Below are 26,121 nucleotides of genomic sequence, written 5' to 3'. Positions count from 1 at the left end.
CTACAACACCTCAACAATATTGTTTGCCGCTGCTTTGTAAAGTCTATTTTCCAAGGCAAGAAATTCTAAGTCAAATTTTCCCCACTCACAAAGGATATAATCAACACCAAGTTGGTTGAATTTTCTGAGTATCGAAAATAGATTTCTCCCACACTCTTTTGCATCAAACATGCTTCCTAAAATGAGTTTGTATTGAGACTCAAAATTATGGGCTGTCTCATAAAAACACAAAATCCCAACCCTGTATCCTTTATACTCAAACTCCTTTTTCATATCATTCATTTTGTCAATCCTCTTATCAATTCTTCCTTTTACTATTATGAGCTTGGCATCAGGAGCATAGTGCTTGTACTTCATGCCAGGTGACCTTGGAACAGTTCCAGTTAGCCCTTCCACCACTGCTTTGCTATACTCTATATCACTAAGCACTTCTTTCAAAGCAAAATACGAAATAGCACCAGGTCTTAAAATCACAGCTTTTTCCCCACTTAAATCTACTACAGTTGATTCAAGTCCAAAAGAACATTTGCCTCCATCTATTATGACATCCACCTTACCCATCAGGTCCTCTATCACATGCTTGGCTTCTGTCGGACTTGGTTTTCCAGAGACGTTAGCTGATGGCGCTGCCACAGGAACACCTGAAAGTCGTATAAGTTCAAGTGCGATTTTGTTTGCAGGCATCCTAACACCAACCGTTGAAAGACCTGCTGTGACGTTTTCAGCAATAACATTTTTCTTAGGTAGAACAATCGTAAGCGGTCCTGGCCAAAACATTTCTATTAACATATAAACCCTATCATCTGTAATTTCAGCACACATCTCAAGCATATCTTTTGAAGATATATGAACAATCAATGGATTGTCCTGAGGTCTCCCTTTAGCTAAAAAAATCTTATCCACCGCATCTTTCAAAAGTGCGTTCGCTCCAAGACCATAAACAGTTTCTGTTGGAAAGGCAACAAGCCCACCTTCTCTCAATATCAAAGCCGCTTTTTCAAGCTTCTTATAATCTATTCCTTCTTTTGCGTCAATAATAATTGTCATAATTCCAACCACTCCAAAAGTAGTAATGCTACTATGATACCTATCACACTTGACATTGTAGCCACTTTAAGATTTTCTTTTCGACTATACTCTGGAATAAGCTCATTCATTACAACATAAAGCATTGCACCAGCTGCACATGCAAGACAGCTTGCTACCACATACTTGTTAATATAGCTTATCACACTTCCAACCAAACACCCAATACCTGTTGGAACTCCAGACAATATTGCATATCTTAATATTTTTATTTTACTCTGCTTAGCCATCTTCAAAGGTAACGAAAGTGCAAATCCTTCTGGAATATCATGAACTATTATCATAATCCCTACTAAAATTCCAAAACTTTTTTCTACGGAAAAGCTGCTTCCTATTGCCAACCCTTCAGGAAAGTTGTGAAGTGAAAGAGCAACTAAAATAAGTATTCCACTTTTGAGATATCTGTCCTGTGAAATTGAAAATTTCATTGTTAATGCTCTTTCCAATATCCCAATCAAAAAATACGAAGCAATCAATATTAAAATACACGTGAGCAAGTTTGAAATACATACAGCTTCAGGGATAAGCCCAAAGCAAATTAAACCAAGCATAAGTCCTGATGTAAAACCAATTAAGGAGTCTTTGAACTTCTCATCATTTAAATGCAAGACCAAACCCAGTAGAGCACCGACAAATGCTCCAGCTATCCCACAAAAAAAAGCAAAGAGATTGAAAAATAAAAAATCTATGTTTAACAAAGTAGCTTCAAATTTAACAAATTTCATTTAAATATTATGAGAATTTTATCTCTTTTATAAACACTTCTTTACAAACACTTCAAACAGATGTTTTAGAATTCTATTATCTTACAGGTTCAGCTTTACTGTAGACTGTTCTCAGTATCACAATTGTAACTCTTCTGTTGAGTGCTCTTCCTTCTGGTGTCTTATTAGAAGCAATTGGTCTGTACTCGCCATAGCCAACAACAGAAAATCTTTCTGGCCTTACCTTTGAAACTCTTAAAATTTCTTGCAAAACAGATGTAGCTCTTGCTGTTGAAAGTTCCCAGTTAGAATAAAAGTATTTATTGTGAATAGGGACATTGTCTGTGTGTCCCTCAATTCTTATGTTATTATTCGGGACTTTTTCTAAAATCTTTGCAATCTCATGCACAACTTCTTTCGCCTGTGGTGTAAGTTTTGCTGAACCTGTATCAAATAATACATCTTTAAGTAAAATTGATAATCCTCTCTCTTCCTGTATCACGAGCACCTTTCCTTCAATACCATGTTCCTTTATAAGCCCTAAAACCTGTTTTTGTATATCGTTAATAAGCTCTTCCTCAGTCATCTGCTTATTTTTTGTCGCCCCACCAACATCAGTGTTTGTTCCTTTGACATTCTTCCCAGATAATCCTTCCAGTATAGAGGGACCAGAGTTTTCAAAAATATAGGCTGTACCTTTCAAAACAGACGTTAGGGATTCTGTGAAGTTCTTAAATTTGTCCATGTCAAGCTTGCTCATGGAATACATAACAATAAAATATATGAGCAAGAGAGTAATTAAATCTGCATAGGTAATAAGCCATCGTTCATGGTTTTCATGGGCTGGTTCTTCCATACGCTTTCTTGCCATCTATTTTTTACCCCCCAACAGTTGCGCCTGCTGGCTCTTGAGCTTGGCTTTGTTTCTGACCAGTTTCTTTTAGCATTCCACCAATTTTTTCTCTTAGTATCCTTGGGTTTTCCCCAGCTTGGATTGACAAAAGTCCTTCCACAATTATCTCATTTAACATTCTCTCTTGTTTTGCTTTTGTCTTTATCTTTTTACCAAAGTTGAGCCAAATAAGGTTGGCAGATGAAACACCATACAAAGTTGCAACAAACGCAACAGCTATAGCTGGGCCAAGTTCATCTGGATTTGTCAAGTTTGAAAGCACAGAAATAAGTCCCATAACAGTACCAATAATACCCATTGTAGGAGAATATCCACCTGCTGCTTCAAATACCTCAGCTGCCTCTTTTAGCTCATCTTCAGCAAGATAAACTTCTCTGTCTAAAATATCTCTTATAACTTCTCCTTCAATACCATCAACAACAAGTCCCAAACCCTTTTTCAAAAGCGGATTTTGAATGTTAGGAATCTCTTGCTCTAAAGCCAAGAGACCTTCTTTTCGCGCCCTGTCAGAAAGCTGGACAAGCTGTTCAACCACACTTACAAAATCAATTTTCTTATCCATAAAGACCATTTTAAAATGTTTTACAGCAGTTTTTATCTGTGACATTGGAAACGATACAAGCACTGCTGCAATTGTCCCACCAAAAACAATCATGGCAGCTGAAATCTGTAAAAGCTTTGCAGGATTACCCTTCTCAATTATAAACGCAGTCAAAAGAGAACCAAACCCCAATATCAACCCGCCAATTGAAAGAATATCCATCTTTTATCATCATCCCTTTTCTGGTGATAATTTTGCGCACTCAGTCATAATTTTTATCGGCATTTTAACCTATTTCTTTTAATCTTTCTGTCTGAAAATGAGTAATCAGTGCATCGATAATCTCGTCAAGCTCACCATCTAAAATCTGCTCAAGCTTGTACAAAGTAAGACCAATCCTATGGTCTGTCACACGCCCTTGAGGGAAGTTATATGTTCTTATCCTTTCGCTTCTATCACCTGTTCCAACCTGACTTCTTCTCTGACTTTCTATCTCTTTTTGCTGAATGCTCTGATAGTAATCATAAAGCCTTGCCCTGAGTATCTTCATTGCCCTGTCCCTGTTTGCATGCTGCGACCTTTCGTCCTGGCAGGTCACAACAATTCCCGTGGGCTTGTGAACAATCCTAACAGCCGACTCTGTCTTGTTCACATGTTGGCCTCCTGCACCACCTGCCCTGAACGTGTCTATCTCAAGGTCCTCTTCTCTTATCTCCACCTCAACATCCTCAACTTCTGGCAAAACCGCAACAGTTGCTGTTGATGTATGAATTCTTCCGCCTGACTCTGTCACAGGTACTCTCTGAACTCTGTGAACACCACTTTCATATTTGAGCCTGCTATACGCACCTTTTCCGCTTATCATGAAAATTACCTCTTTAAACCCATCCAAATCACTTTCACTTGTTGACATTACTTCAACCTTCCAGTTTTTCCTCTCTGCATATCTTGAATACATCCTGAAAAGCTCTGCTGCAAAAAGTGCTGCTTCCTCGCCGCCAGCACCTGCTCTTATCTCCATTATAACATTTTTTTCGTCGTTGGGGTCCTTGGGCAAAAGTAAAATCTTGAGCTGTGTTTCAACAATCTCTTTCTGTTCTTTTGCCCGATTTAGCTCTTCTTTCACAAGTTTTTCAAAATCCTCGTCAAGGTCTGTATCTAAAAGCTCTTCAGCCTCTTTGATAGTGTCTAAAATTCTTTTGTATTCTCTGAACTTTTCCACAATTGGCTGAAGATTGCTATGTTCTTTCATAAGTTTTTGCCACTCTTGTGGTTGGCTTATTATCTCAGGGTCTGAAATCTTTTTCTCAAGCTCTAAATATTTTTCTTCAATTACTTGAAGCTTTTCTATCATTTAATCACCCCATTCAATATATTTTTACCCATTTATTGCAAAGATGCATCTTTCAACATTATTTAAATCTCTCCTTGAACTTATATTTTTGTATCCATTTTTCTTCAAAATCTCTTTGACTTTTTCAGCTTGAGAAAATCCTACTTCAAAAATAATATAACCACCATCTTTGAGATATAGCTTTGCTTTGTTTGCAATCTCTCTGAAAAACCAAAGCCCATCCTCTTTTGAAAACAAAGCTATATGTGGTTCTTTTAAAACCCGTGGGTCAAGTTCAAAAATTTCCTCATCAGAGATATAAGGTGGATTGCTAATTATGGCATCATATCTAAGATTTTTAGGAATATCTTCAAATAAGTTGCTCCTTACAAATGAAATCCTATTTTCTACACCATTCAATTTTGCATTCTTACTTGCAACCTCAAGCGCTCTTTCTGAAATATCAACAGCAAAAACCTTGCAATCTAAAAATTTGCAAAGAGCTACTGCAATACATCCACTACCCGTGCCAATATCTAAAAAGTACAGATTCTTTTTACTCTTAAATATTTCTATAGCAACCTCTACCAAAACCTCTGTATCAAATCGCGGAATCAAAACATTCTCATCAACATAAAGCTCAAGCCCCATAAAGAAAGCTTTATTTGTACAATATTGAAGAGGATAGTCTTGTAAATATTTGGAAATAGCATTTACAATCTTTTCATACTTGTCTTGTTCCACAGGTAAACCTTTATTTAGAATAACCTCTGTTTTTTCCATATTAAGTATCTGCGAAAGCATCATAAGTGCAATCTTCTTATAGTCTTCTTCCTTATTTTCACAATAATCTCTTAACATCAAAGCAGCTTCATTCAAAACCTCACCAATGGTCTTTATCCTACCACTCATCAAGCTTTGTATCCTCCGGAATTACTTCTTTTAGAGCTTCAATTGCAACCTCTAACTGCTTTTCGTCAGGCTCTTTTGTGGTAATGTTCTGAAGCCAAAGACCAGGATATGAGATTACTCTCGCTAAAATGCTTTCACTTTTCCCAGCCCATTTTATTATCTCATATGATATACCAACAATTACAGGAAGAAGTAAAAGTCGTATTAGAGTTCTCATAACAACAGATTGCCAACCAGATAATGTAAAAATGATAATACTGATAATTATAACAATAAATAAAAAGCTTGTGCCACACCGTGGATGGTGTGTAGAATATTTTTTTATTTTTTGAACACTTAATTCCTCTCCATTTTCATAAGCAAAAATTGTTTTGTGCTCTGCACCGTGATATTCAAAAACTCTTTTTATCTCTTTCATTTGGGATGCAAATAAAAGATAAAGAACAAAAATTATTACTCTCACTATTCCTTCTATCATGTTTTTCCAAAAGCTACTGAGAGTAAATCCTTTCAGTGCCTCAACAGACCAGGTAGGAATGTAAATAAATAGAAGTATTCCAAGAAGTATGGATACAATTACAGAAAAATAAATTGCTATATCAGTGATACCAAGCTTTTGAAAAAACTTTTTTTCAAAAATTTTATCAACAAAATCCTTTTGTTTTTCTTTTTCTTCATCTGGCAACTCTTCTAATGCAATGTCAGCAGATTTCATCAAAGCTTTTGTTCCAAGAATCATCTGCTCAAATAAAATAAATACTCCCCTTATAAAAGGAATCTTTTTCAGCTTGTTAGTGTCATCTATGGCTAAATCCTTTACCTCTTTGTAAAGTTCTCCATTAGGTTTTCTTATAACAATGGAAATTTTTTTAGGTCCTTTCATCATTATACCTTCTATGAGAGCCATTCCGCCTATAGTAGTTTTTTTCATACTCATCTTCCTATCTTTGTCAATTTATAAAATAAAAAGGATTAGCACAAGCTAATCCCCTTTTGGCGTGCACTCTTTATTATTTTTGGTCAAGTCCATATTTTTTCATGAATCTTTCTACTCTACCTGTTGTATCAACAAATTTTTGCTTACCTGTAAAGAATGGATGGCATTTTGAGCAAATTTCTACATGAATTTCTTTTTTCGTAGAACCAGTTATAAATGTCTCACCGCATGCACATCTGACAACTGCATCATGGTAATATGTTGGATGGATTCCTTCTTTCATTGCTTTCACCTCCTACAAGATTTATACAAATTTTTGTTGTTTCCTAAAATTAATAACTTGTTAATACCCATAAAGGTGCAAAAATATTTTACAACAGTTATTTCCCTTTTACAAGAGTTTTTTAAAAACCGGCATTGAAAGATTAGTCCTCTCTGACTAAAAAACACAGAATAAAAAATCCGAGCACCATGCAGCTAAATGAAATTAAAAAGAGAATGTTTTTACCAAGAGTATCAATTATACCTCCAGCTATTATAGAATTAAAAGCAAAAAATGGTCCCATCAAAAAATTTCTAAGACCAATATAAGATGGCTGCTTTAAAGGGTCCTTGCAAAGTTTTGCAGCCATATTGCTTTCGTTTACGTTCCTTGCACTTTGAGCAATCCCAAACAGAGCAACAGAAAGATAATAAACGCTTATAGAACTCATAAGGTATGTAAAATATATTGCAGGTAAAAACATCAAAGCAGAAATCAAAAGAGTACTTTTAAACCCATACTTAGAACCGATTATTCCCCATAGCATATATCCTATTGTCTGAGAAAAAAGCAATATTGTGGTTGCAATTGCAACATGTTGTGTTGAAATACTCAGGCTATTTTTTGCAAATATGGTTTGAAAACCAAATGGCATCTTACCCAGTGCGCCAATAAATAAAACTGAAAGAAGATAATATTTAAAATTTCTATCTTCTTTCAGTATCAAAAACATGCTCCTAAAATAATGCTTATTATCAATCACCTTTTTGGGTTTCTTGATAGGAATCTCTTTCATCATAGAAGCTATGTACAATGAGAGCATCATTATCAAAAACGAAATTAAAAATAAAAGACCATAGTTATAAGGAAAGTGTAAAAGCCTCAATATTCTTCCCATCAAAAAGGCTCCAAATGTCTCACACAGTCCCCCTATCGAAGACCTTATACCAAAAAACTTGCTCCTTTGTCTTTCAGGAACAAGCTTTAGAATAAGATTGAACCATGTTATATTGGCAAATGAAGCAAAAAAACCTTGAAGACTAAAAATTAGGTAAAAGAGAATTACAAATAAAAGCTCATTTGTGGTTGCAAACACAAACACATCAATTGCCAGTAAAAACCACATAAGTCTCATAAGTAAGGCAACTTTAATAAAATACTCTTTGTAGCTATCAAGCATCTCTAATTTTTTAGCAACAAGAATCTGCGGAGAGTTAGATAAAAGTACATTCAAGGTGGTTAAAAGTCCAATCAGCGTATTTGAGTGAACATAATGTGAAATAAAATAAACTATCACAGTAGAAACTGGAAGCATACCGCTTCCTATTGCAAATACTGCTCCATCTGCAATCGAAATGATAGAATTTTTCTTTAAATTTTTATAGGCAAAAACCTCAAGTCTTTTAAATTCCCGTTCTTGGTCTTCAGATGTCACTTTTTATCTCATCTCCTTAAATAAAATTCCTAACAAGTTTAAAAGTATAACCTTGAAATTTCTTGACTTCTTTTAATTAATCTTAGGCAATAAGCAAACAATATAATCTCATAAATACCAACAATGGCAAGCGCTCCATAGACATTCAACATGAGCACAAAATCATAAAACCCATGCAAAAGCATAGGGATAATTAAAGAAGCTTTGAAATACCAATAACTTCTACTCTCGGGCGCAAATTTTGCAAAGCCCAAATAATATCCCATTACAATTCCAAACATAGCATGTGCAGGTACTGCCATCACACCTCTTAGAACAAGAACTGAAATTGCAGCGTCATACGAGGCTTGAAAAGCTTGATAAACATATCCTACATTCTCAATTGCAGCAAATCCAACTGCAGAGAATACACAGTAAACAATCCCATCAAATGGTTGGTTAAAATGAGGAGTGTCAAAAGCCACTCTTAGCACAACAAGCCTTTTGAAATACTCTTCTGTAAGACCTGCAACAATAAATGCTTCAAATGCAATAAATGAGAGTCTGCTTGAAGCAGAAATACTTCCATATGCCATTAAAAAATATTCAATTGGCACCACAATAGAGCTAATAAGTATCCCCAATATAAAGGTCTTTAAAAGAAGATGAAGAGGTTCTTTTTCGAATTTGTCCCTAAAATAGATATAAAGAGCTATGAACAAAGATGGAGCTATGCTCAAAATAATCAGTTTGTAAAGCGTCACAGCAATTTACCTCCATTTGTTCACTTGAGTTTATTTATTGTTGTTTCTAATGTAGTGAAATAAAAAAAGTTGCGCATACCCGGCAAGTTCTCCAAACGACTTTATAAACTGCCTCAGCTGTTTTGTATTTTCAATTCCATAATATTCTCTCAAGGCACGCTTCACCCACACATCCACAGGGAACACATCATACTTTTGCAGTGAGTAAAGCAATATACAATTAGCAACCTTGTCTCCTATTCCTTTTACCGTTTTTAAAATCTTCCTTGCTTCATCAGAACTCAAAGACTCAAGACTTTCAAAGTCTATTTTACCTTCATCTAATTTAGCAATTGCATCTTTGATATACTCCGCTCTATAACCTAACCCTAAGCGTTTTAAATCTTCTATTGAGACCTTTTTTAAATCCTCAATTTCTGGAAATGTCCAAGAAGAAAATCCTCTGTATTCTATTTTTTCCCCATAAGCCTGGCAAAGTCTTTCCACCAGAATTTGAATTCTCTTTATGTTGTTATTCTGAGATATAATAAAAGAAATCATACATTCAAAAGGCTCTTGATTTAAAAGTCTCATCCCTCTGTACTTCTCAACTGCTTTTTTCAAAATCTCATCATGCTCAGAAAGCTCTTTCAAAATCAAATCATAGTCTTTGTCCAAGTCAAAATACCAGTAAAAAAATTTTTTAAACTCGTCAGGTGAACAGTTGTATATATCAAATGTATTGTTATCCTGCGGATATACTAAAACTATTTTTCTGTTTACAACCCCTATGTATCCATATTCTACCTTTTTCCATCTAAAACACTGCCCGCTAAAAAATGTTGCGTCAAAATTAATCTCTACTCCATTTATGCGAAGAAAATCAGTATACTCTTTTATGTTCAAAAAAATTCATTCCTTTCCAACTACTTATGTTGTAAAACAAAAAGAGCCAACTTATTCTTGGCTCTATTTTTAAGTATAAGAATACAGCATTTTTTATGCTTTATCAATATTTTTTTGATAATTCACAATTCCCTTTGCAATTGCCAAACCAATTTGAGTCTGGTAATTTTGATTATTTAGCATCTTTTCTTCTTCAGGATTGCTCAAAAAACCGCACTCTATTAAGATTGCAGGCATTTTGGTAGCTCTCAACACAAAAAAGTCTGCAAATTTAACTCCGCGATTTATGGTCTTTATTGACTCAATTATGCTTTTTTGTACCTCAACGGCCAGCAAAAATCCTTTCTGGCTTGTTTTGTAATAAAAAGTCTCTACACCCCTTGCAAACTCATTTTTACTGCTGTTGCAATGAATGCTGACAAAAATGTCTACCAAATTCTTGTTTGCTATATCACACCTTGCTTTTAAGTCTTCTTTTACACTTTTTTCTCCCCACGGCAAAATATCAGATTCTCTTGTCAAAATCACTTTGGCATTTGTACCATCTTCCAATATGAATTTTAATTTTTTAGCAATTGCAAGTGTTATATCTTTTTCTCTAGTGTTGTTCTTTCCTATTGCTCCAGGGTCTTTCCCGCCATGTCCCGGGTCTATACACACTCTCATCCTTTTCACCTCCTCAAAATCAGTGTATTCTAAATTCATTATGTTTGTGAAATTTAAAAAAATGCTCAGAAATAAAAAAGTAGCTGCTATTTTGCTCAAAATAGCAGCTACTTTCTCCAAAATATCAATTGGATTTGTTCAAATCTCAATTTTTTTTAAAATTACTTTCTATTTTTATCTTAAATTTTGTAATATCTTTCTTATGAATTCTTCATTTGACTTTGTTTGGGAAAGCATACTTATAATTCTCTCTGTAGTTTCAGCTGTTCCAAAGTTAGAAAGTGCTCTTCTGATAGCATCAACAGCTGCTTTTTCCTCTTCAGACAGCAAAAGTTCCTCTCTTCGCGTCCCTGACTTGTTTATATCAATAGCCGGGAATATTCGTTTTTCAGAAAGTTTTCTGTCAAGGTGCAACTCCATGTTGCCAGTACCCTTGAACTCTTCAAATATGACATCATCCATTCGTGACCCTGTTTCAATCAACGCTGTTGCAAGGATAGTAAGACTACCACCTTCTTTAAGGTTTCTTGCAGCACCAAAAAACTTTTTAGGTTTATGAAGAGCGTTCGGGTCAAGACCGCCAGAAAGTGTTCTGCCAGAAGGTGGTTCAACTAAGTTATAAGCACGTGCAAGCCTTGTCAAGCTATCTAACAAAATGACAACATCTTTTTTACACTCAACAAGTCTCATAGCCCTCTCTAAAACCATTTCAGCAACTTTTATGTGGTGTTCAGGAGTTTCATCAAATGTAGAGTAATGTATCTCTGCTTTTATTGAATCTTGCATGTCAGTGACCTCTTCGGGTCTTTCATCAATGAGCAGTACAATCAAATGCAAATCATCATAGTTTGTCAGAATACTATTTGCTATTTTCTTTAATAGCGTAGTTTTACCTGCTTTTGGTGGTGCTACAATTAATCCTCTCTGTCCTCTTCCAATTGGCGCAATAAGGTCTATGAGTCTAACTGCTAAATCCTTAGGCTCATTTTTATTTTCCAAAATTATTCTTTTGTTTGGGAAAATAGGGGTAAGGTCTTCAAAAGGAGTGCGTTTTGCAACTTCTTCTGGTTTCATATCGTTGACGCTCTGAACATACAAAAGCCCTGCAAACTTCTCATTTTCTTTCGGAAGCCTAATGGGACCTCTAATTTTATCTCCGGTTTTGAGATTGAATTTTCTGATTTGAGATGGCGAAACATATATGTCGTTTGGGCCAGGAACGAACGAATCGTCGCGCAAAAATCCGTAACCGCCACCGCCACCAGGCTCATAAATTATCTCCAAAACTCCTTCGCCTATGCCGCCTATCTCCACTTTACCTTCAAGTTCTTTTAATTCTGGCGGAATTTCTATCTGCATTTTATCCTCTCTTTTTTCTTCTTTTTTAGGTTTTAACTCTATGACTTTACTCTCCTCTTTTTTCTCCTCATTTAAACTAACATCTGTTGGCATTTCAGTTTTTTCTTCTTCTTTTTGTATATCCTCAGACAAAGTCTGTTCTTTTATGTTATCTTCTTCTTTATTTTCCATTTCACTTGGTCTTTCCTCTTCCTTCTCATTGGTCTCTCCAACCTTTGATTGTAGCTCCTCGCTCTTTAATTCAAAAGTCTGCTGAACTTCTGCAATTTCTGATTTCTTTTTTCTTCCTCTTCTTCCTTTTTCTTTTTTGCCTATGCCCTCAAGAACTGTGGCATCTTCTTTTGAACTTCCCAGAAAATTTCTAATAGCTTCCATCAATTCACCTTTTTTGAGCAAAGAATATTTCTGAATACCCAGACTTTTTGCTATTTCTCTAAGTTCAATAATAGACTTTCCTTTTAAAAACTCATCAAGTGACCCAGGCACTCTTTTCCCTCCTTGTCTACTTACTTCTCATTTCTTGCACTTATATTCTATTAACTTCTGTCTGGGGAAGTTAATTGCAAGAGATGACGCTTAATCTGACATCTTTTATTTTAAAAGTCTAATATTACTTTGTCAATAGTAACATTGTTGAGTTTAAGATAATGTTTTATTTATAATGATAAGATTAGAGATAATAAAAAATCAGAGTTAGGCATCAAAACTTCACCTAACTCTGCTCTTGACTCTTTTATATATTTAACATAGACAAAATCCTTGTTCTGAGCTCTTCATCATTCAGATCCAGCCGCGCTACCTTTTGTTCCACTGCCTTTTTTGCAACTGCTAAAGCCACCTCAAAGGCTACTTTCTTGTCAAAAGGCTTCGGAATTACATAATCTTCTGAAAGTTCCTCCTCTGCAACCTTAGCTATAGCCTCAGCAGCTGCTATCTTCATCTCATCTGTTATCCTTGTTGCCATAACATCAAGTGCTCCTCTAAAAATACCTGGAAATGCCAATACGTTATTGACTTGGTTATTAAAATCAGACCTTCCTGTGCAAACAATCCTTGCTCCTGCCTTTTTTGCAATATCTGGCATAATCTCTGGTATCGGATTTGCCATTGCCATCACAATTGCGTCATTCGACATCTTTTTAATATCATCTTCATTCAGGACATTTGCAACAGAAAGACCAATAAATACATCAGCACCTTCAATTGCTCTGTGTAGCGAACCTTTTATTCCTTCTTTATTGGTAATTCTTGCTATTTCTTCTTTATACTTATTCATATCTTTTTCTCTTCCTTCATATATGGCACCACATTTATCACAAATAACAATATTTCTTGCTCCATACTTTAATAAAAGCTTAGCAGTTGCAATTCCAGCAGCACCAGCACCGTTTATGACTATTTTTACATCTGATATTCTTTTCCTTACAATTTTGAGAGAATTTATCAAAGCCGCCAGTGCTACCACAGCAGTTCCATGCTGATCGTCATGAAACACAGGAATATCAAGACTTTCAATTAGCTTTTGTTCAATCTCAAAACATGCTGGTGCAGCTATATCTTCTAAATTTATTCCACCAAAAGATGTTTCAATAAGCTTTACTGTCTTTACAATCTCTTCAACATCTTTTGAGTCTATACAAATGGGGAATGCATCAACACCACCAAACTGTTTAAACAAAATTGCCTTGCCTTCCATAACAGGCAAAGAGGCATGCACACCAATGTCTCCCAAACCCAAGACAGCTGTACCATTTGTTACCACTGCAACCCAGTTGGATTTAGATGTATACTCATACACAAGAAACTTATTCTTTACAATCTCTCTGCAAGGTTCTGCAACACCGGGTGTATAGTATATACTAAGGTCGTGCTGATTATCTACGCTAACTTTGCTTTTGAGGGCAATCTTTCCTCTGTGTTGCCTATGAAGTTGCAGTGCAAGCGTTTTTACATCCATTTTTTATTTTCTCCTCTCACGCTCTTTTTATGCATGCAAATTTTTGACTTTTTAGCTATCAAGCTGTTCTCTCAACTTTTTAATATATTCAGCTATAAACTTTTCTTTTCCCATCTCAGTTGGAAAATAGTATCTTCTACCAACAAGCTCATCAGGTAGATATTGCTGAGAAACCCAGTGATTTTCAAAATCATGAGGATACAAATACCCAATACCATGTCCAAGTTTTTCCTCTCCATGTGTTGCCATTCTAAGATGCATGGGAATACTTTTTATACTCACATTTTTAGCATCTTCCAAGGCTTTTTCAATTGCCAAATATGCAGAGTTGCTTTTTGGAGCACATGCAAGATAGATTGTCGCCTCAGACAAAATAATTCTTGCTTCTGGCATTCCTACAAATTCACATGCCATTGCTGCAGAAACTGCAATTGTGAGCGCCATCGGATCTGCCAAACCAATGTCTTCTGCTGCCAATATTATTAGTCTTCTTGCGATAAACTTTATATCCTCTCCACTGTCAAGCATCTTTGCCAAGTAAAACAGCGCTGCATCCGGTTCAGACCCTCTTACACTTTTTATAAACGCAGAAATAGTATCGTAATGCATATCTCCTGTAGCATCGTACAATGCTGTCTTCCTATTTGAAAGATTTATGACAGATTCCTGAGAAATACAAATCTTGCCGTCGTCTTGGGCTGTAGAAGAATACACAACAGCTTCTAAGATGTTTAAAGCAACTCTTGCATCTCCACCTGAGAGTTTTGCTATTAGCTTTTTAGCATCATCTTCTATTTGGATATTCAACTCTCCAAGCCCATTTTCTTTATCCGAAATTGCTCTTTCAATAATCTTTAATATATCTTCCTCTTTAAGTGGAAAAAGCTCAAATACCAAGGACCTTGACACAAGCGCTTTATTGACTTCATAAAAAGGATTTTCGGTTGTTGCCCCAATCAAGATTATTACTCCTTCTTCTACAGAAGGCAAAAGGGCATCCTGCTGAAGTTTGTTAAACCTGTGTATCTCATCAATAAAGAGAATTGTCTTTTTACCTGTTTGAGTAAACTCAAACTTTGCTTCTTCTATAATCTTCTTAATATCGTTTACACCTGCAATTGTAGCATTTATGGTTTTGAAAGTCTTGCCTGTAGCGTTAGCAATCACATGTGCAATTGTAGTTTTCCCAGTCCCAGGTGGCCCATAGAGAATTATTGAAGTAAGTCTATCGTTTTTAATTAAGTTATAAAGAGGTTTGCCCGGGCTTAATATGTGTTCCTGTCCCACAATTTCCTCAAGGCGTTTGGGTCTGAGCTTGTAAGCAAGAGGTGATTCCTTTTTCAACCTCTTTTCGCCAAGATATTGGAAAAAGTCCATTTTAATTCACCTTAAGCTTATTCATCAAATTCTTTATACAAAGGATGTTTTTCGCAAAGAGCTTTCACTCTGATTAAAATATTCTCTTTAGTATCAGAATTTGTCAAAGCATCATGGATAATATCTGCAACCTCAAGCATATCCCCTTCTTTAAACCCTCTGGTTGTGACAGCCGGCGTCCCAAGTCTTATCCCGCTTGTTATCATCGGACTTTGAGTATCAAAAGGAACCGCATTTTTGTTACATGTTATATTATGCTCATCCAATATCTTTTCGGCGTCTTTTCCTGTTATACCTTTATTTCTCAAATCTACTAACATTAAATGATTATCAGTTCCACCACTCACAAGTCTGAATCCTCTTTCAATAAGTCTTGTACTCAGAGCTTTTGCATTTTTCAATATTTGAACCTGGTAGTTTTTGAACTCTTCTGTCATAGCTTCTTTGAGAGCAACAGCTTTTGCAGCTATTACATGTTCAAGCGGGCCACCTTGTATTCCAGGGAAAATGGACTTGTCAATTAATTTTGCATACTTTTCTTTGCAAAGAATAAGACCACCGCGTGGACCTCTGAGCGTTTTGTGTGTTGTGGTTGTAACAAAATCAGCATATTCAACAGGTGATGGATGAAGTCCTGCAGCAACAAGCCCAGCAATGTGAGCCATATCTACCATCAAATAAGCTCCCACTTCATCAGCTATCTCTCTGAACTTTTTAAAATCTATTACTCTCGGATACGCCGATGCGCCTGCCAAGATAAGTTTTGGTCTGTGCTCCTTTGCAAGTTTTAAAACTTCATCATAATTTATTGTCTCTGTTTCAGGGTCAACCCCATATGAAATAATATTGTAAAGCTTCCCTGAAAAGTTCACAGGGCTGCCATGAGTCAGATGTCCACCATGCGAAAGATTCATTCCAAGGATAGTATCGCCCGGATTTAATACTGCAAAATACACAGCCATGTTCGCCTGTGCACCTGAGTGCGGCTGGACATTAGCATGTTCAGCTCCAAACAGCTTTTTAGCTCTCTCAATTGCTATAGATTCAACAACATCGATATATTCGCATCCACCATAATATCTCTTTCCTGGATATCCTTCTGCATATTTATTTGTCAAAGGTGAACCCATTGCTGCCATTACTGCAATTGAAACAAAGTTCTCAGATGCAATAAGCTCAATTTTATTCTGCTGTCTTTTAAGCTCGCTCTTTATTGCCTCAGCTATTTCTGGATCTGTATTTTTTACTAAATTGTAAAAATACATTTTCATCTCCCTTTCCGAATATTTTATTGTAAAGGTATTCGAACGTTCATACCTTATGATTATACATCAATTTCTTCTTTGTGTATATTATATTTTAGCCCAATTTTAAAAGTCAACCATATGAACATATTTGTGCACAAAGTTTAATGTTCACATATTGGCACAAATACTATATAATCTTACTGTGAAAAATCAAGAAGATGGAGGCTATTCTTAAAAAAATGATGAGCTCGAAACAACTTATAGAGATTGCGCTCTTAGCAGGTGAGATAATGCTTACAAACGGTGCTGAAACGCACAGAGTAGAAGATACAATGGTTAGAATATGCTCAAAAGGAAAATTAAAGCTTGCCGAAAGTTTTGTAATACCTACAGTGATTGTCGCAACAATTTCAGATGAAAATAATAATCTGGTTACTGTCTCAAAAAGAATTAAAAGTAGAACAATCGATCTTAATAAAATCTCACTTGTAAATCAGTTTTCCCGCGATTTTCAAATCAAAGACTTCACTTACGATCAAGCAATTGAAATCTTGAATAAGATTAAAAATAAAAAAGGATATGCTTCTTATTTGCTACCATTTGCAGCAGCACTTGTGTGTTGTTTTTCCACAATTTTGTTTGGAGGAAAACTGAGAGATGCAATTTCAGCTTTTTTTGTAGGTTTTGTCACTCAAACCATTTTAAACTATACTAACTCTAAAAACTTTTCTTATTTTATTTCATACATCATTGGAGGGGCTATCACTGCTTTGATAGCTATTATCACAGTAAGTCTCAATATAGGTATTCACTTAGATAAAATAATTATTGGTTCTGTAATGATAATGACACCAGGTGTTGCAATTACTAACGCAATAAGAGATACTATTGCAGGTGATCTTTTATCTGGGGTTGCAAGAGGAGTTGAAGCTTTTTTAATAGCTGTGTTCATCGCAACAGGAGCCGGTATTGCGCTCAGTCTTTTTAGATAAACCTCAAAAGGAGGAAAAAATGTTGGAAAGAAGTTTGGTGTTTCAGCTAACTTCAGCGTTTATTGTAAGTTTTTCTTTTGCCATCCTTACAAACTCACCACGCAAAAGTCTGCTGTACTGTGGAATAAATGGAATGTGCGGCTGGCTTGTCAATTTACTTCTGTTGCAATTTGGGTTTTCTCAAATTCTTTCTGTTTTCTTCGCAGCACTCTCTATAAATGTGCTGTCAGAAATATTTGCAAGATTTCTCAAAAATCCTGTACCAATTTTTCTTATCCCGGGATTGATACCACTTGTGCCAGGAGCTGGCATGTATAATACAATGACAGCACTTCTCAAAAGCCAGTTTGAACTTGCTATTAAGACGGGCATGCAAACCCTTTTGATTGCAGGTTCAATTGCAGTGGCGATAATGATTGTAACGTCTTTTAACTGGGTGTTCAAGGCCTTTCAGAGAAAATCATAAGTTTAATTATAAATAAAAATAAAAGAAAGCATAAGCCACTTGCAAATGGTTTATGCTTTCTTTTATTTTGCTTTTCTTGAGTATGTTACGTTCAGTGCTTCTTTTCGTGAAAGTGAAAGTCTGCCAAGCTTGTCAATCCCTATTACCTTTACAAGCACCAAATCTCCAACTTTTACAACTTCGTCTACAGATTTTAATCTTCTCTCATCTAACTGAGATATATGCACAAGTCCTTCCTTGCCAGGATATATTTCAACAAATGCTCCATAAGATGCAGTTCTTGTCACCTTGCCAAGGAAAAACTGCCCAACTTCAATCTCGCGACCAATTCCCTCAATCATACTAATTGCCCTGTTACCAGAGATATCATCAGGTGCCGCAACAAATATTCTTCCATCGGGTTCTATATCAATCTTTACATTTGTCTCTGCGATGATTTTATTTATCATCTTTCCACCAGGTCCAATTATATCTCTAATTTTCTCAGGGTCAACTGTAGTTTTGAATATCTTTGGAGCATAAGGTGAAAGCTCGCTTCTTGGTTTGTCAATTACAGTTTGCATAAAATCCAAAATTTTAAGCCTTGCTTCTCTTGCCTGGTAGAGTGCTTTTTCGATAATTTCTTTTGTAAGTCCATGGATTTTTATGTCAAGCTGAATGGCAGTAATACCTTCTCGGGTCCCTGCCACTTTAAAGTCCATATCTCCAAAGAAGTCTTCTATACCTTGAATGTCAGTAAGTAAAATAAAACTGCCGTCGTCTTTTGTAATAAGGCCGATAGAAATTCCTGCAACCGGAGCTTTGATTGGCACACCAGCATCCATAAGTGCAAGAGTACTACCACATACACTTGCCTGTGACGTTGAACCGTTAGATGTCAAAACCTCAGATACAAGTCGAATGGTGTAAGGAAATTCATCTTCTGAAGGAATAACAGGTTCAAGAGCCCTTTCAGCTAATGCGCCATGTCCTATCTCTCTTCTTCCAGGACCTCTTACAGGTTTTGATTCACCTGTAGAAAATGGCGGAAAGTTATAATGATGCATATACCTTTTTGCCTCTTCTTCTTCAAGACCATCTAAAAATTGCATCTCACCTTTTGTACCAAGAGTTGCCACTGTCAAGACCTGAGTGTAACCTCTTTTGAACAGCGCTGAACCATGTGTTCTTGGCAGAATACCAATCTCAGCATAAAGAGGTCTTATCTCGTCGAATTTTCTGCCATCAGGGCGTTTCCCTTCCTCTGCAATCATCTTTCTGACAATCTCTTTTTCAAGGCTATAAAGAGCATCATCTACAAGTAAAAGAGTTTCTTCTGTCTCACCTTCAAAAGCCTTGAATACTTCCTCTTTGAGCTCATCAAGCTTTTTATCCCTCTCAATCTTGTCAGGTATCTGCACATACTGGTAAACCTTGTCGTATGCAATCTCACGTACCTTTTGTTTTATATCTTCTGGCACAATCCTCTTTTGATATTCCATTTTCGGCTTGCCAACTTCTCTTACTATTCCCTCAATGAATTCAACAATCTTCTTTATCTCTTCCTGTGCCCTCATTATAGCCTCAAGCATTATGTCTTCTGAAACTTCTTTCGCACCAGCTTCTATCATCATTACCCTATCTTTTGTTCCTGATACAACAAGATGAAGTTTGCTCACTTCTCTTTCTTTTGCGGTCGGATTTATGACAATTTTATCGTCCACATACCCAACAAGCACTGAACCAGTCGGACCTTCAAATGGTATATCAGAGATTGACAGTGCAACAGATGAACCAAGCATTGCAAGGACATCCGGTGGATTGTCAGGGTCAACTGACAGTACTGTGGCTATAACAGAGACATCATGATAAAAATCCTTTGGGAAAAGCGGTCTTATAGGTCTGTCAATTAATCTTGCAGAAAGAATCGCTTTTTCGGACGGTTTACCTTCTCTTTTTATAAATCCACCTGGAATTTTACCAACAGAGTACAGCCTCTCTTCATAGTCAACTGTAAGAGGGAAAAAGTTTATACCTTCTCTGGGCTTTTCAGAAGCACATGCAGTGACAAGTACTGCCGTATCACCATATCTTGCAAGCACAGCCCCGTTTGCTAAAAGAGCGTATTTTCCAATCTCAAAGCTTAGCTCTCTTCCAGCAAGCTCCATTTTATAAATTTTACTCTCCAATCCCTACCACCTCTTTCTAAAATAATGGAGCGGAATAATACCGCTCCACTTATTCTGCCAATTATTTTCTCAGTCCTAATTTCTCTATAAGCTCACGATACCTGTTGATATCATAATTTTTAAGATAATTGAGAAGTTTTCTTCTCTGCCCTACCATCTTCAAAAGTCCTCTTCTTGAATGAAAATCCTTTTTGTGAGCCTGAAGGTGTTCGTTGAGCCTGTTAATTCTTTCTGTCAAAAGCGCAATTTGTACCTCTGGAGAACCAGTGTCAGATTCATGGAGCTGATACTTTTTAATAATTTCTTCCTTCTGTTGTTTTGTGAGCATATCTTTACACCTCCCTTTCCTCTAAAAATGCCTGAATCTTTGTCAAAGGCTGGGAGCATCCTCTGACAATGACTCAGGTTAGCACATAGCATATTGTAGCAAAAATCTTCGCTTATGTCTATATACTTGCTTTGCAAAATAAAGCTTTTACATATTCAACATCTTGCGTTATTTGGTTTTTAAGTTCATCTATATTTGAAAATTTTTTCTCTTCACGCACAAAATCGATAAATTCTATTTTAACTCGCTTGCCATACATGTCCTTATCAACACCCAATACGTGTGTCTCTATCTTTATATTTTCTGAGGCTGAAACAGTGGGGTTTGTCCCCACATTGGTTATGGAAAGATACCTCTTATCATCAATAATTGTATTTGTGACATATACACCTTTTTTTGGTACTATCTTTTCTTTATCAAATTTTATGTTAATGGTTGGAAAACCCATCTTTTTCCCCAACCTGTTACCTCTTTTTACAGTACCACTAATGAAAAAGTGAAAGCCAAGCATGCAGTTCGCAAGTTTTATATTCCCCTCAAGTATTAACCTTCGGATAAGCGTGCTGCTCACAATGTGCTCTTGGTACATCACCGGGTCAATCACTATACACTTTCGGCCAAACTGGTAAAGTTTTTCACACAGATACCTGCTATCTCCCTCTGCCATGTATCCGAACGTAAAGTCATACCCTACAACTACCACTGATACATTTAACTTATCAATTAGAATTTCCTCAATAAACCTATCTTTATCCATCTGCATTATCTTTTTATTAAATTCTATAAAATACACATCATCTATGCCATAATTTCTGAAAAATTCTAATCTTTCCTCGTTCGTAAGTATATACTTTGTATCAAAACCAAGAAGGTTGTCGGGATGATTTTTAAAAGTAAAAACAACTTTCTTTTTTCCATTGGCATTTGCATTTAAAACCTCAAACAACTTTTTATGACCTATATGAAAGCCGTCAAAAAATCCAAGCGCAACAGCCGGGGTATCTTCCCTTTTCGCCACCATTTCATAAACATTCATCTGTAGTTTCCACCTTTAAAATATATTTAAACACATCATTTTCTCGTTTGTATATAAAGACAACCTTATCAACCCAAATTTTATAAAAGTCTGCAAATACAGTGTCAATATCTATAATATCTTCTATGTCCTGGTTTACGAGTGGATTCCCATTTAAAATCTTCTTATATGTTTTTCTGCCTACTTTTATCTCATTTTTAAATAGCCTACATACAGGAATTATACTTTCTGCCCTGATATCGCTCAAAGTAACTGCATCTTTCAAATCAAAAAAACCGCTTCTTATCCTTCTTAGCTCAGAAAGCAGACCCACAGTAGAAAGATTTTCTGCAATCTTTTCTGCCAAACTTCTTATATATGTTCCATGGCTGCACTGAACTTTAAATTCAAGATACGGATATGAAAAGTTGATTATCTCTATATTATATATGATACTCTTCACCTTTGGAATTTCAATATTTATTCCTTTTCGCGCATACTCATAGAGTTTTCTGCCATTGAGTTTCTTTGCAGAAAAAATTGGAACCTTAAGTTCGATTTCTCCTTTTAAAATTTTAAAGCATTCTTCTATCTCCTTTTCTTCAACAATTACACTATTCTTTTCTTTGATTTTACCAGTTATATCAAGCGTGTCAGTCCTTATGCCAAACTGCATTGTTGCTATATATGTTTTTTCCTGGCTTGTAAAGAAAGAAGAAAGCTTTGTAGCCTCCCCCAGCAAAATGACCAAAAGCCCTGTTGCAAACGGGTCGAGCGTTCCTGCATGCCCAGCTTTCACGTTGAACACTTTTCTGACAAATTCAACAACATCATGTGAGGTAATTCCTACTGGTTTGTCAACAAGCAAAACTCCATTCATCTCAGATCACTTTTTAATCTTTTTAGTAGGTTTTCCTTTACAGCAGCTAAAGAAACGTTTCTACTTGAAAAACCAGCTGCCCTCAAATGCCCTCCTCCACCAAATTCCTTAGCAATCTGGGCACAGTCAATATAGTATTTCGACCTCAGACTCACCTTTATTTTGTCTTCTTCTTCAATAAATATTGCAGCTATTTCAACATCTTCAATGTTTCTTGCAAAATTTATAATGTTTTCTGTCTCATCTCGTGAGGCACCATTTTTCTTCAGCATCTCTTTTGTCACTGTCAAAAAAGCAATCTTGTTTCCCTCAAAAAGTTCTAATGTTTGCAAAACATCTTTCAAAAGATTAAACTTTGAAAGGCTCATCTCATCAAATACCTTGTTGATAATATACACAAAGTCAATTCCAGTGTTTATTAAATCACCTGCAATCTGATGGGTTATTGAAGTAGTGTTTGAATATTTAAATCCTCCTGTGTCGGTAAAAATACTTGTGTAAAGACAGGTTGCAATTTCTTTATCATTATCAATCCCCATAAGTTTGACAATCTGGTATATAATTTCACCTGTTGCAGCAGAGGAAGAATTTATATAAAACAGATCTCCTATCCCTTCGCTTGTCACATGGTGGTCTATATTTATTAGCTTTGAATAACAATTTTCAATGTTTTCAATTCCCGTCCTCTCAAGCTCACCTGTGTCAAGCAGGACAAGAACATCAAAATTTTCGTCAATTCTGTCTACCACCTCTATTTTTTCTGCTGCAGGCAAAAACCTCAAATTCTTTGGAACATTATTTTTCAAGAACATTCTTGCATTTTTACCTTTTCTTTTAAGTGCCATATAAAGCGCAAGCATTGAGCCGATACAATCCCCATCAGGATTCTCGTGCGATACAATAGCAATCGAATTTGATTCTAAAAGCTGCTGAATAATCTTACTCTCTATCAATTTTCTTCTTCACCTTCACTTTCCTCAATGTTTTCATCTTCTTTTGGAATATTAAGCTGATTCAAAATCTGGGAAATTCGTGCACCATACTCAATCGAGTCGTCCAGCTCAAATGTTATCTCTGGAGTAAATCTTAAGCTTATCCTTCTTGATATTTCTCTTCGAATATAAGGTTTTGCATTTTCTAACGCTTTCATTGTAGTTTCAACTTTTTCTTTGTCCTTGTCAAATATACTAACATAAACCTTTGCATGTCTCAAATCCTTGCTCATATTCACCTTTACTATGCTTATAAGTTCTGCACAAAGGCGAGGATCTTTGAGATCATGTTGAATTATATCGCTAAGTTCCTTTTTTATCTCTTCAGAAACCCTGTCTGACCTTTCAAATTGCATATTCTGCTCCCCTCACCTTTTTATAATTTAGTTTTCCACTTTCTGCATTTCATATGCTTCCACAATATCCCCTTCTTTTATATCGTTAAACTTCTCAAAGGTCATACCACATTCATACCCAGCTGCAACTTCTCTGACATCATCTTTAAAACGCTTGAGCGATGCAAGTTTCCCTTCATAAACAACAACACCGTCACGAATAATTCGCGCGTTTGCTGTCCTTGTTATCTTGCCGTCCAGAACATAACATCCTGCAATTGTGCCAACTGCAGATGATTTGAATATCTGTCTTACTTCTGCATGTCCTATTACTACTTCTTTGTAGACAGGCTCAAGCAGCCCTTTCATAGCAGCTTCAATGTCATTTATTACATCATAGATTATCCTATACATCCTCACATCAACCTTTTCTTTTTCAGCAAGTGACATTGCACCAACCTCTGGTCTGACATTAAATCCTATTATAATAGCGTCCGATGCAGAAGCCAAAGTAACATCCGATTCAGTGATAGCACCAACCGCGGCATGTATGACCTTGACAGTAACCTTGTCGTTTGAAAGTCTTTCAACAGCAGATTTTAGTGCTTCCACCGACCCTTGAACGTCAGCTTTTATAATAACCCTTAGCTCTTTCAACTGGCCTTTTTGAATTCTTTCAAAAAGCTCATCAAGGGATATCTTTGTGCTTTGCATCTTTTCTTCTTTGAGCTTTTCCTGCCTTATCTGCGCAACCGTCTTTGCTGTCTTTTCGTCCTTCACACATACAAGCTCGTCACCTGCAATGGGCACATCTTCAAGCCCTAAAATCTCAACAGGCATGGAAGGACCTGCTTCCTTTATTCTCTGACCTTTGTCGTCCATCATTGCACGAATTCTTCCCCATGTGTTTCCAACAACAACATAATCCCCTACTTTTAGTGTTCCTTTTTGAATCAAAACTGTTGCAACAGGTCCTCTACCTTTATCAAGTTTTGCTTCAATTACCCTACCACGTGCAGGTCTGTTTGGATTTGCTTTGAGCTCCATAAGGTCTGCAACAAGCAAAATCATTTCAAGCAGATGGTCAATACCTATCTTTTTCTTTGCAGATACATTTACAAAGACTGTGTCTCCACCCCACTCTTCTGGAATAAGTCCATATTCTGATAGCTGTTGCTTTACTCTTTCAGGGTTTGCCTCTGGCTTATCAATTTTGTTTATTGCAACTATGATAGTAACATTTGCTGCTTTTGCGTGGTTGATAGCTTCTACCGTCTGTGGCATAACACCATCATCAGCTGCAACAACAAGTACTGCTATATCAGTGACCTGAGCACCTCTTGCCCTCATCGCAGTAAACGCTTCATGCCCAGGCGTGTCTAAAAATGTTATCTTTCTGCCGTTTATCTCAACAACAGATGCACCTATATGCTGTGTAATTCCACCCGCTTCTTTTTCTGTTACATTAGTTTTTCTTATAGCATCAAGTAAGGATGTCTTTCCATGGTCAACGTGACCCATTACAACCACAACAGGCGGTCGTGGAACAAGGCTTTCTGACGGGTCTTCCTGGTCCTCTAAAAGAATCTCTTCTTCAGTTTTTATAATCTCTTTTTCTACTTTAAATCCATAGTCTTCTGCTATTAAAGATGCAATATCAAAGTCTATCTCTTGATTGATATTTGCCATCACACCAAGCATTATTAGCTTTTTGATAATCTCTGCCGCAGGTTTTCCTATCAAGTTTGCAAACTCGCCAACCACAATCTTTTCTGGTATCTTTATTACCTCTTCTTTTTTCTCCTCCTGAGCTGGCTTTGTCTGTAATTTCAAAACCTCTTTTTGCTCTTTCGACTTCTTCTTAAGTTTTTCTTTTCTCCCGCGTCTGACATGCTTTTCTTGCAAGTATTCTTCTTCTAAAAGAGTATCTTCAACTTCTCTGTCAACCTTTTCAAGTTCTTCTCTGCCTAATATCACTTCTTCATGATGTTCTTCCTCAATAGCAAAAGTTTGTTTTTTGTGTTTTGGAGCCTTTTCCTGCTTCTGTTTTGCTTGAGCCTTATCCTGAAATTTCTTCTCTATTTTCTGTTCCTTCGCGACCTCGTATTTTGGTTTAGAAACCTGTTTTTTTTCTACTTCCTGCTTGGGTTCAATCTCTATAGTTTTCCTACTCTCTTGCACTGTTGTTTTGTCTCTTGCCCCAGACTTTACTGGTTTATCTTCTTTTTTATATCTCTCTTCTTTCTGTCTTTCATCTCGTAGCTGTCTACTTTTTTCTTTTTCTTCTACCTTTCTTTCATGACGAGGCTTTTCATCAAACTTTCGAGGTTTTCTGTCTTCTATTTTTTGCCTCTTTTCTTGAACCTGTTGATCCTTTGAAACATTTCTTCTTTCTGCTCTTCTTTCAGCTTGTTGTTTGTCCTTCTCTTGCAAAATATATTCAAGTACAAGATTTATATCATTCTCTTCAAGAGCACTCATATGATTTTTGTGTTCAATGTTTAACTTATTAAGTACATCCATTAAATCTTTATTTTGCATGTCAAGAAGCTTTGCAAATTCATATATCCTAAGCTTATTAGTCATTC

The 26,121-nt window shown here is 36.2% G+C and carries 25 protein-coding genes; 2 read left to right on the top strand and 23 right to left on the bottom strand.

The annotated features are described in order from the left end of the window. From ATHE_RS05380 to ATHE_RS05305, 16 genes are all read right to left on the bottom strand, one after another. Window positions 1–1,047 carry an L-threonylcarbamoyladenylate synthase gene (locus ATHE_RS05380; protein ID WP_015907585.1) on the bottom strand — a complete coding sequence of 349 codons (1,047 nt, stop codon included), beginning with the start codon at window positions 1,045–1,047 and terminating at the stop codon, window positions 1–3. Beyond that, a complete protein-coding gene (locus ATHE_RS05375; RefSeq protein WP_015907584.1) occupies window positions 1,044–1,811 on the bottom strand; it encodes a ZIP family metal transporter in 768 nt (255 codons plus the stop codon). Before ATHE_RS05375 ends, ATHE_RS05380 begins: the two co-directional genes overlap by 4 nt. 76 nt (window positions 1,812–1,887) lie before the next feature. Continuing rightward, entirely contained in the window at window positions 1,888–2,661 is a 774-nt protein-coding gene (locus tag ATHE_RS05370) for an OmpA family protein (RefSeq protein WP_013430567.1), read from the bottom strand. 7 nt (window positions 2,662–2,668) lie between these two features. Further along, window positions 2,669–3,466 (bottom strand): flagellar motor protein, encoded by a 798-nt coding sequence (locus tag ATHE_RS05365; protein WP_015907583.1) that lies wholly within the window; start codon window positions 3,464–3,466, stop codon window positions 2,669–2,671. A 64-nt stretch (window positions 3,467–3,530) separates the two neighbouring features. Next, window positions 3,531–4,598, bottom strand: coding sequence for a peptide chain release factor 1 (gene prfA / locus ATHE_RS05360; RefSeq protein WP_013430569.1), 1,068 nt, complete (start codon window positions 4,596–4,598; stop codon window positions 3,531–3,533). Between the two features lie 24 nt (window positions 4,599–4,622). After that, on the bottom strand, window positions 4,623–5,489 hold the full coding sequence (gene prmC / locus ATHE_RS05355; protein ID WP_015907582.1) for a peptide chain release factor N(5)-glutamine methyltransferase: 867 nt from the start codon (window positions 5,487–5,489) through the stop codon (window positions 4,623–4,625). Continuing rightward, window positions 5,479–6,420: a DUF1385 domain-containing protein gene (locus ATHE_RS05350; protein WP_015907581.1), complete on the bottom strand. Its 942-nt coding sequence runs from the start codon at window positions 6,418–6,420 to the stop codon at window positions 5,479–5,481. The genes prmC and ATHE_RS05350 overlap by 11 nt, the downstream gene beginning before the upstream one ends. Before the next feature lie 79 nt (window positions 6,421–6,499). After that, on the bottom strand, window positions 6,500–6,709 hold the full coding sequence (gene rpmE, locus ATHE_RS05345) for a 50S ribosomal protein L31 (protein ID WP_013430572.1): 210 nt from the start codon (window positions 6,707–6,709) through the stop codon (window positions 6,500–6,502). Between the two features lie 142 nt (window positions 6,710–6,851). Beyond that, window positions 6,852–8,123, bottom strand: coding sequence for an MFS transporter (locus ATHE_RS05340; RefSeq protein WP_015907580.1), 1,272 nt, complete (start codon window positions 8,121–8,123; stop codon window positions 6,852–6,854). Window positions 8,124–8,161: 38 nt separating this feature from the next. Next, window positions 8,162–8,866 carry a PrsW family intramembrane metalloprotease gene (locus ATHE_RS05335; protein WP_015907579.1) on the bottom strand — a complete coding sequence of 235 codons (705 nt, stop codon included), beginning with the start codon at window positions 8,864–8,866 and terminating at the stop codon, window positions 8,162–8,164. A 30-nt stretch (window positions 8,867–8,896) separates the two neighbouring features. Then, window positions 8,897–9,751 (bottom strand): DNA-3-methyladenine glycosylase family protein, encoded by an 855-nt coding sequence (locus ATHE_RS05330; RefSeq protein ID WP_015907578.1) that lies wholly within the window; start codon window positions 9,749–9,751, stop codon window positions 8,897–8,899. A 93-nt stretch (window positions 9,752–9,844) separates the two neighbouring features. Then, the gene (locus ATHE_RS05325; RefSeq protein WP_015907577.1) at window positions 9,845–10,417 is read right to left on the bottom strand and encodes an N-acetylmuramoyl-L-alanine amidase family protein; all 573 of its coding nucleotides are present in this window, start codon (window positions 10,415–10,417) and stop codon (window positions 9,845–9,847) included. Window positions 10,418–10,591: 174 nt separating this feature from the next. Next, window positions 10,592–12,262: a transcription termination factor Rho gene (gene rho / locus ATHE_RS05320; protein ID WP_015907576.1), complete on the bottom strand. Its 1,671-nt coding sequence runs from the start codon at window positions 12,260–12,262 to the stop codon at window positions 10,592–10,594. Window positions 12,263–12,509: 247 nt separating this feature from the next. Further along, window positions 12,510–13,733 (bottom strand): NAD(P)-dependent malic enzyme, encoded by a 1,224-nt coding sequence (locus ATHE_RS05315; protein WP_015907575.1) that lies wholly within the window; start codon window positions 13,731–13,733, stop codon window positions 12,510–12,512. A 51-nt stretch (window positions 13,734–13,784) separates the two neighbouring features. Further along, window positions 13,785–15,110 (bottom strand): replication-associated recombination protein A, encoded by a 1,326-nt coding sequence (locus ATHE_RS05310; protein ID WP_015907574.1) that lies wholly within the window; start codon window positions 15,108–15,110, stop codon window positions 13,785–13,787. Between the two features lie 17 nt (window positions 15,111–15,127). Continuing rightward, window positions 15,128–16,375: a serine hydroxymethyltransferase gene (locus ATHE_RS05305; RefSeq protein WP_015907573.1), complete on the bottom strand. Its 1,248-nt coding sequence runs from the start codon at window positions 16,373–16,375 to the stop codon at window positions 15,128–15,130. 221 nt (window positions 16,376–16,596) lie between these two features. Here ATHE_RS05305 and ATHE_RS05300 point away from each other — a divergent pair, with 221 nt between their 5' ends. Both ATHE_RS05300 and ATHE_RS05295 read left to right on the top strand, forming a co-directional pair. Then, a complete protein-coding gene (locus ATHE_RS05300; RefSeq protein WP_015907572.1) occupies window positions 16,597–17,349 on the top strand; it encodes a threonine/serine exporter family protein in 753 nt (250 codons plus the stop codon). Between the two features lie 19 nt (window positions 17,350–17,368). Then, on the top strand, window positions 17,369–17,815 hold the full coding sequence (locus ATHE_RS05295; protein WP_015907571.1) for a threonine/serine exporter family protein: 447 nt from the start codon (window positions 17,369–17,371) through the stop codon (window positions 17,813–17,815). Between the two features lie 62 nt (window positions 17,816–17,877). Here the strand turns inward: ATHE_RS05295 and ATHE_RS05290 are convergent, their stop codons facing one another. The 7 genes from ATHE_RS05290 to infB form a co-directional block, all read right to left on the bottom strand. Next, window positions 17,878–19,983 (bottom strand): polyribonucleotide nucleotidyltransferase, encoded by a 2,106-nt coding sequence (locus tag ATHE_RS05290; RefSeq protein ID WP_015907570.1) that lies wholly within the window; start codon window positions 19,981–19,983, stop codon window positions 17,878–17,880. A 61-nt stretch (window positions 19,984–20,044) separates the two neighbouring features. After that, window positions 20,045–20,311: a 30S ribosomal protein S15 gene (gene rpsO, locus ATHE_RS05285; RefSeq protein WP_015907569.1), complete on the bottom strand. Its 267-nt coding sequence runs from the start codon at window positions 20,309–20,311 to the stop codon at window positions 20,045–20,047. 118 nt (window positions 20,312–20,429) lie between these two features. Further along, on the bottom strand, window positions 20,430–21,347 hold the full coding sequence (locus ATHE_RS05280) for a bifunctional riboflavin kinase/FAD synthetase (RefSeq protein ID WP_015907568.1): 918 nt from the start codon (window positions 21,345–21,347) through the stop codon (window positions 20,430–20,432). Then, on the bottom strand, window positions 21,334–22,206 hold the full coding sequence (gene truB / locus ATHE_RS05275) for a tRNA pseudouridine(55) synthase TruB (RefSeq protein WP_015907567.1): 873 nt from the start codon (window positions 22,204–22,206) through the stop codon (window positions 21,334–21,336). The genes ATHE_RS05280 and truB overlap by 14 nt, the downstream gene beginning before the upstream one ends. Next, window positions 22,203–23,159 (bottom strand): DHH family phosphoesterase, encoded by a 957-nt coding sequence (locus ATHE_RS05270; protein WP_015907566.1) that lies wholly within the window; start codon window positions 23,157–23,159, stop codon window positions 22,203–22,205. The genes truB and ATHE_RS05270 overlap by 4 nt, the downstream gene beginning before the upstream one ends. Continuing rightward, window positions 23,156–23,554, bottom strand: a complete 399-nt coding sequence (gene rbfA / locus ATHE_RS05265) for a 30S ribosome-binding factor RbfA (protein WP_015907565.1) — start codon at window positions 23,552–23,554, stop codon at window positions 23,156–23,158. The genes ATHE_RS05270 and rbfA overlap by 4 nt, the downstream gene beginning before the upstream one ends. A 27-nt stretch (window positions 23,555–23,581) precedes the next feature. Beyond that, the gene (infB, locus tag ATHE_RS05260; protein ID WP_015907564.1) at window positions 23,582–26,119 is read right to left on the bottom strand and encodes a translation initiation factor IF-2; all 2,538 of its coding nucleotides are present in this window, start codon (window positions 26,117–26,119) and stop codon (window positions 23,582–23,584) included. Window positions 26,120–26,121 lie beyond the last annotated feature (2 nt).

Source organism: Caldicellulosiruptor bescii DSM 6725 (assembly GCF_000022325.1).
GTDB classification, from domain to species: Bacteria; Bacillota; Thermoanaerobacteria; order Caldicellulosiruptorales; family Caldicellulosiruptoraceae; genus Caldicellulosiruptor; species Caldicellulosiruptor bescii.
This window is presented reverse-complemented; position numbering and strand designations above follow the sequence as displayed.

Excerpts from the sequence above, each read along its gene's own strand:
- prfA (WP_013430569.1), bottom strand. The coding sequence starts at position 4,598 with ATGATAGAAAAGCTTCAAGTAATTGAAGAAAAATATTTAGAGCTTGAG.
- ATHE_RS05295 (WP_015907571.1), top strand. The coding sequence starts at position 17,369 with ATGTTGGAAAGAAGTTTGGTGTTTCAGCTAACTTCAGCGTTTATTGTA.
- ATHE_RS05305 (WP_015907573.1), bottom strand. The coding sequence starts at position 16,375 with ATGTATTTTTACAATTTAGTAAAAAATACAGATCCAGAAATAGCTGAG.
- ATHE_RS05375 (WP_015907584.1), bottom strand. The coding sequence starts at position 1,811 with ATGAAATTTGTTAAATTTGAAGCTACTTTGTTAAACATAGATTTTTTA.
- ATHE_RS05300 (WP_015907572.1), top strand. The coding sequence starts at position 16,597 with ATGATGAGCTCGAAACAACTTATAGAGATTGCGCTCTTAGCAGGTGAG.
- ATHE_RS05370 (WP_013430567.1), bottom strand. The coding sequence starts at position 2,661 with ATGGCAAGAAAGCGTATGGAAGAACCAGCCCATGAAAACCATGAACGA.
- rpmE (WP_013430572.1), bottom strand. The coding sequence starts at position 6,709 with ATGAAAGAAGGAATCCATCCAACATATTACCATGATGCAGTTGTCAGA.
- rbfA (WP_015907565.1), bottom strand. The coding sequence starts at position 23,554 with ATGCAATTTGAAAGGTCAGACAGGGTTTCTGAAGAGATAAAAAAGGAA.
- ATHE_RS05315 (WP_015907575.1), bottom strand. The coding sequence starts at position 13,733 with ATGGATGTAAAAACGCTTGCACTGCAACTTCATAGGCAACACAGAGGA.
- prmC (WP_015907582.1), bottom strand. The coding sequence starts at position 5,489 with ATGAGTGGTAGGATAAAGACCATTGGTGAGGTTTTGAATGAAGCTGCT.
- ATHE_RS05365 (WP_015907583.1), bottom strand. The coding sequence starts at position 3,466 with ATGGATATTCTTTCAATTGGCGGGTTGATATTGGGGTTTGGTTCTCTT.
- rpsO (WP_015907569.1), bottom strand. The coding sequence starts at position 20,311 with ATGCTCACAAAACAACAGAAGGAAGAAATTATTAAAAAGTATCAGCTC.
- truB (WP_015907567.1), bottom strand. The coding sequence starts at position 22,206 with ATGAATGGAGTTTTGCTTGTTGACAAACCAGTAGGAATTACCTCACAT.
- ATHE_RS05380 (WP_015907585.1), bottom strand. The coding sequence starts at position 1,047 with ATGACAATTATTATTGACGCAAAAGAAGGAATAGATTATAAGAAGCTT.
- ATHE_RS05280 (WP_015907568.1), bottom strand. The coding sequence starts at position 21,347 with ATGAATGTTTATGAAATGGTGGCGAAAAGGGAAGATACCCCGGCTGTT.
- infB (WP_015907564.1), bottom strand. The coding sequence starts at position 26,119 with ATGACTAATAAGCTTAGGATATATGAATTTGCAAAGCTTCTTGACATG.
- ATHE_RS05310 (WP_015907574.1), bottom strand. The coding sequence starts at position 15,110 with ATGGACTTTTTCCAATATCTTGGCGAAAAGAGGTTGAAAAAGGAATCA.
- ATHE_RS05350 (WP_015907581.1), bottom strand. The coding sequence starts at position 6,420 with ATGAAAAAAACTACTATAGGCGGAATGGCTCTCATAGAAGGTATAATG.
- ATHE_RS05325 (WP_015907577.1), bottom strand. The coding sequence starts at position 10,417 with ATGAGAGTGTGTATAGACCCGGGACATGGCGGGAAAGACCCTGGAGCA.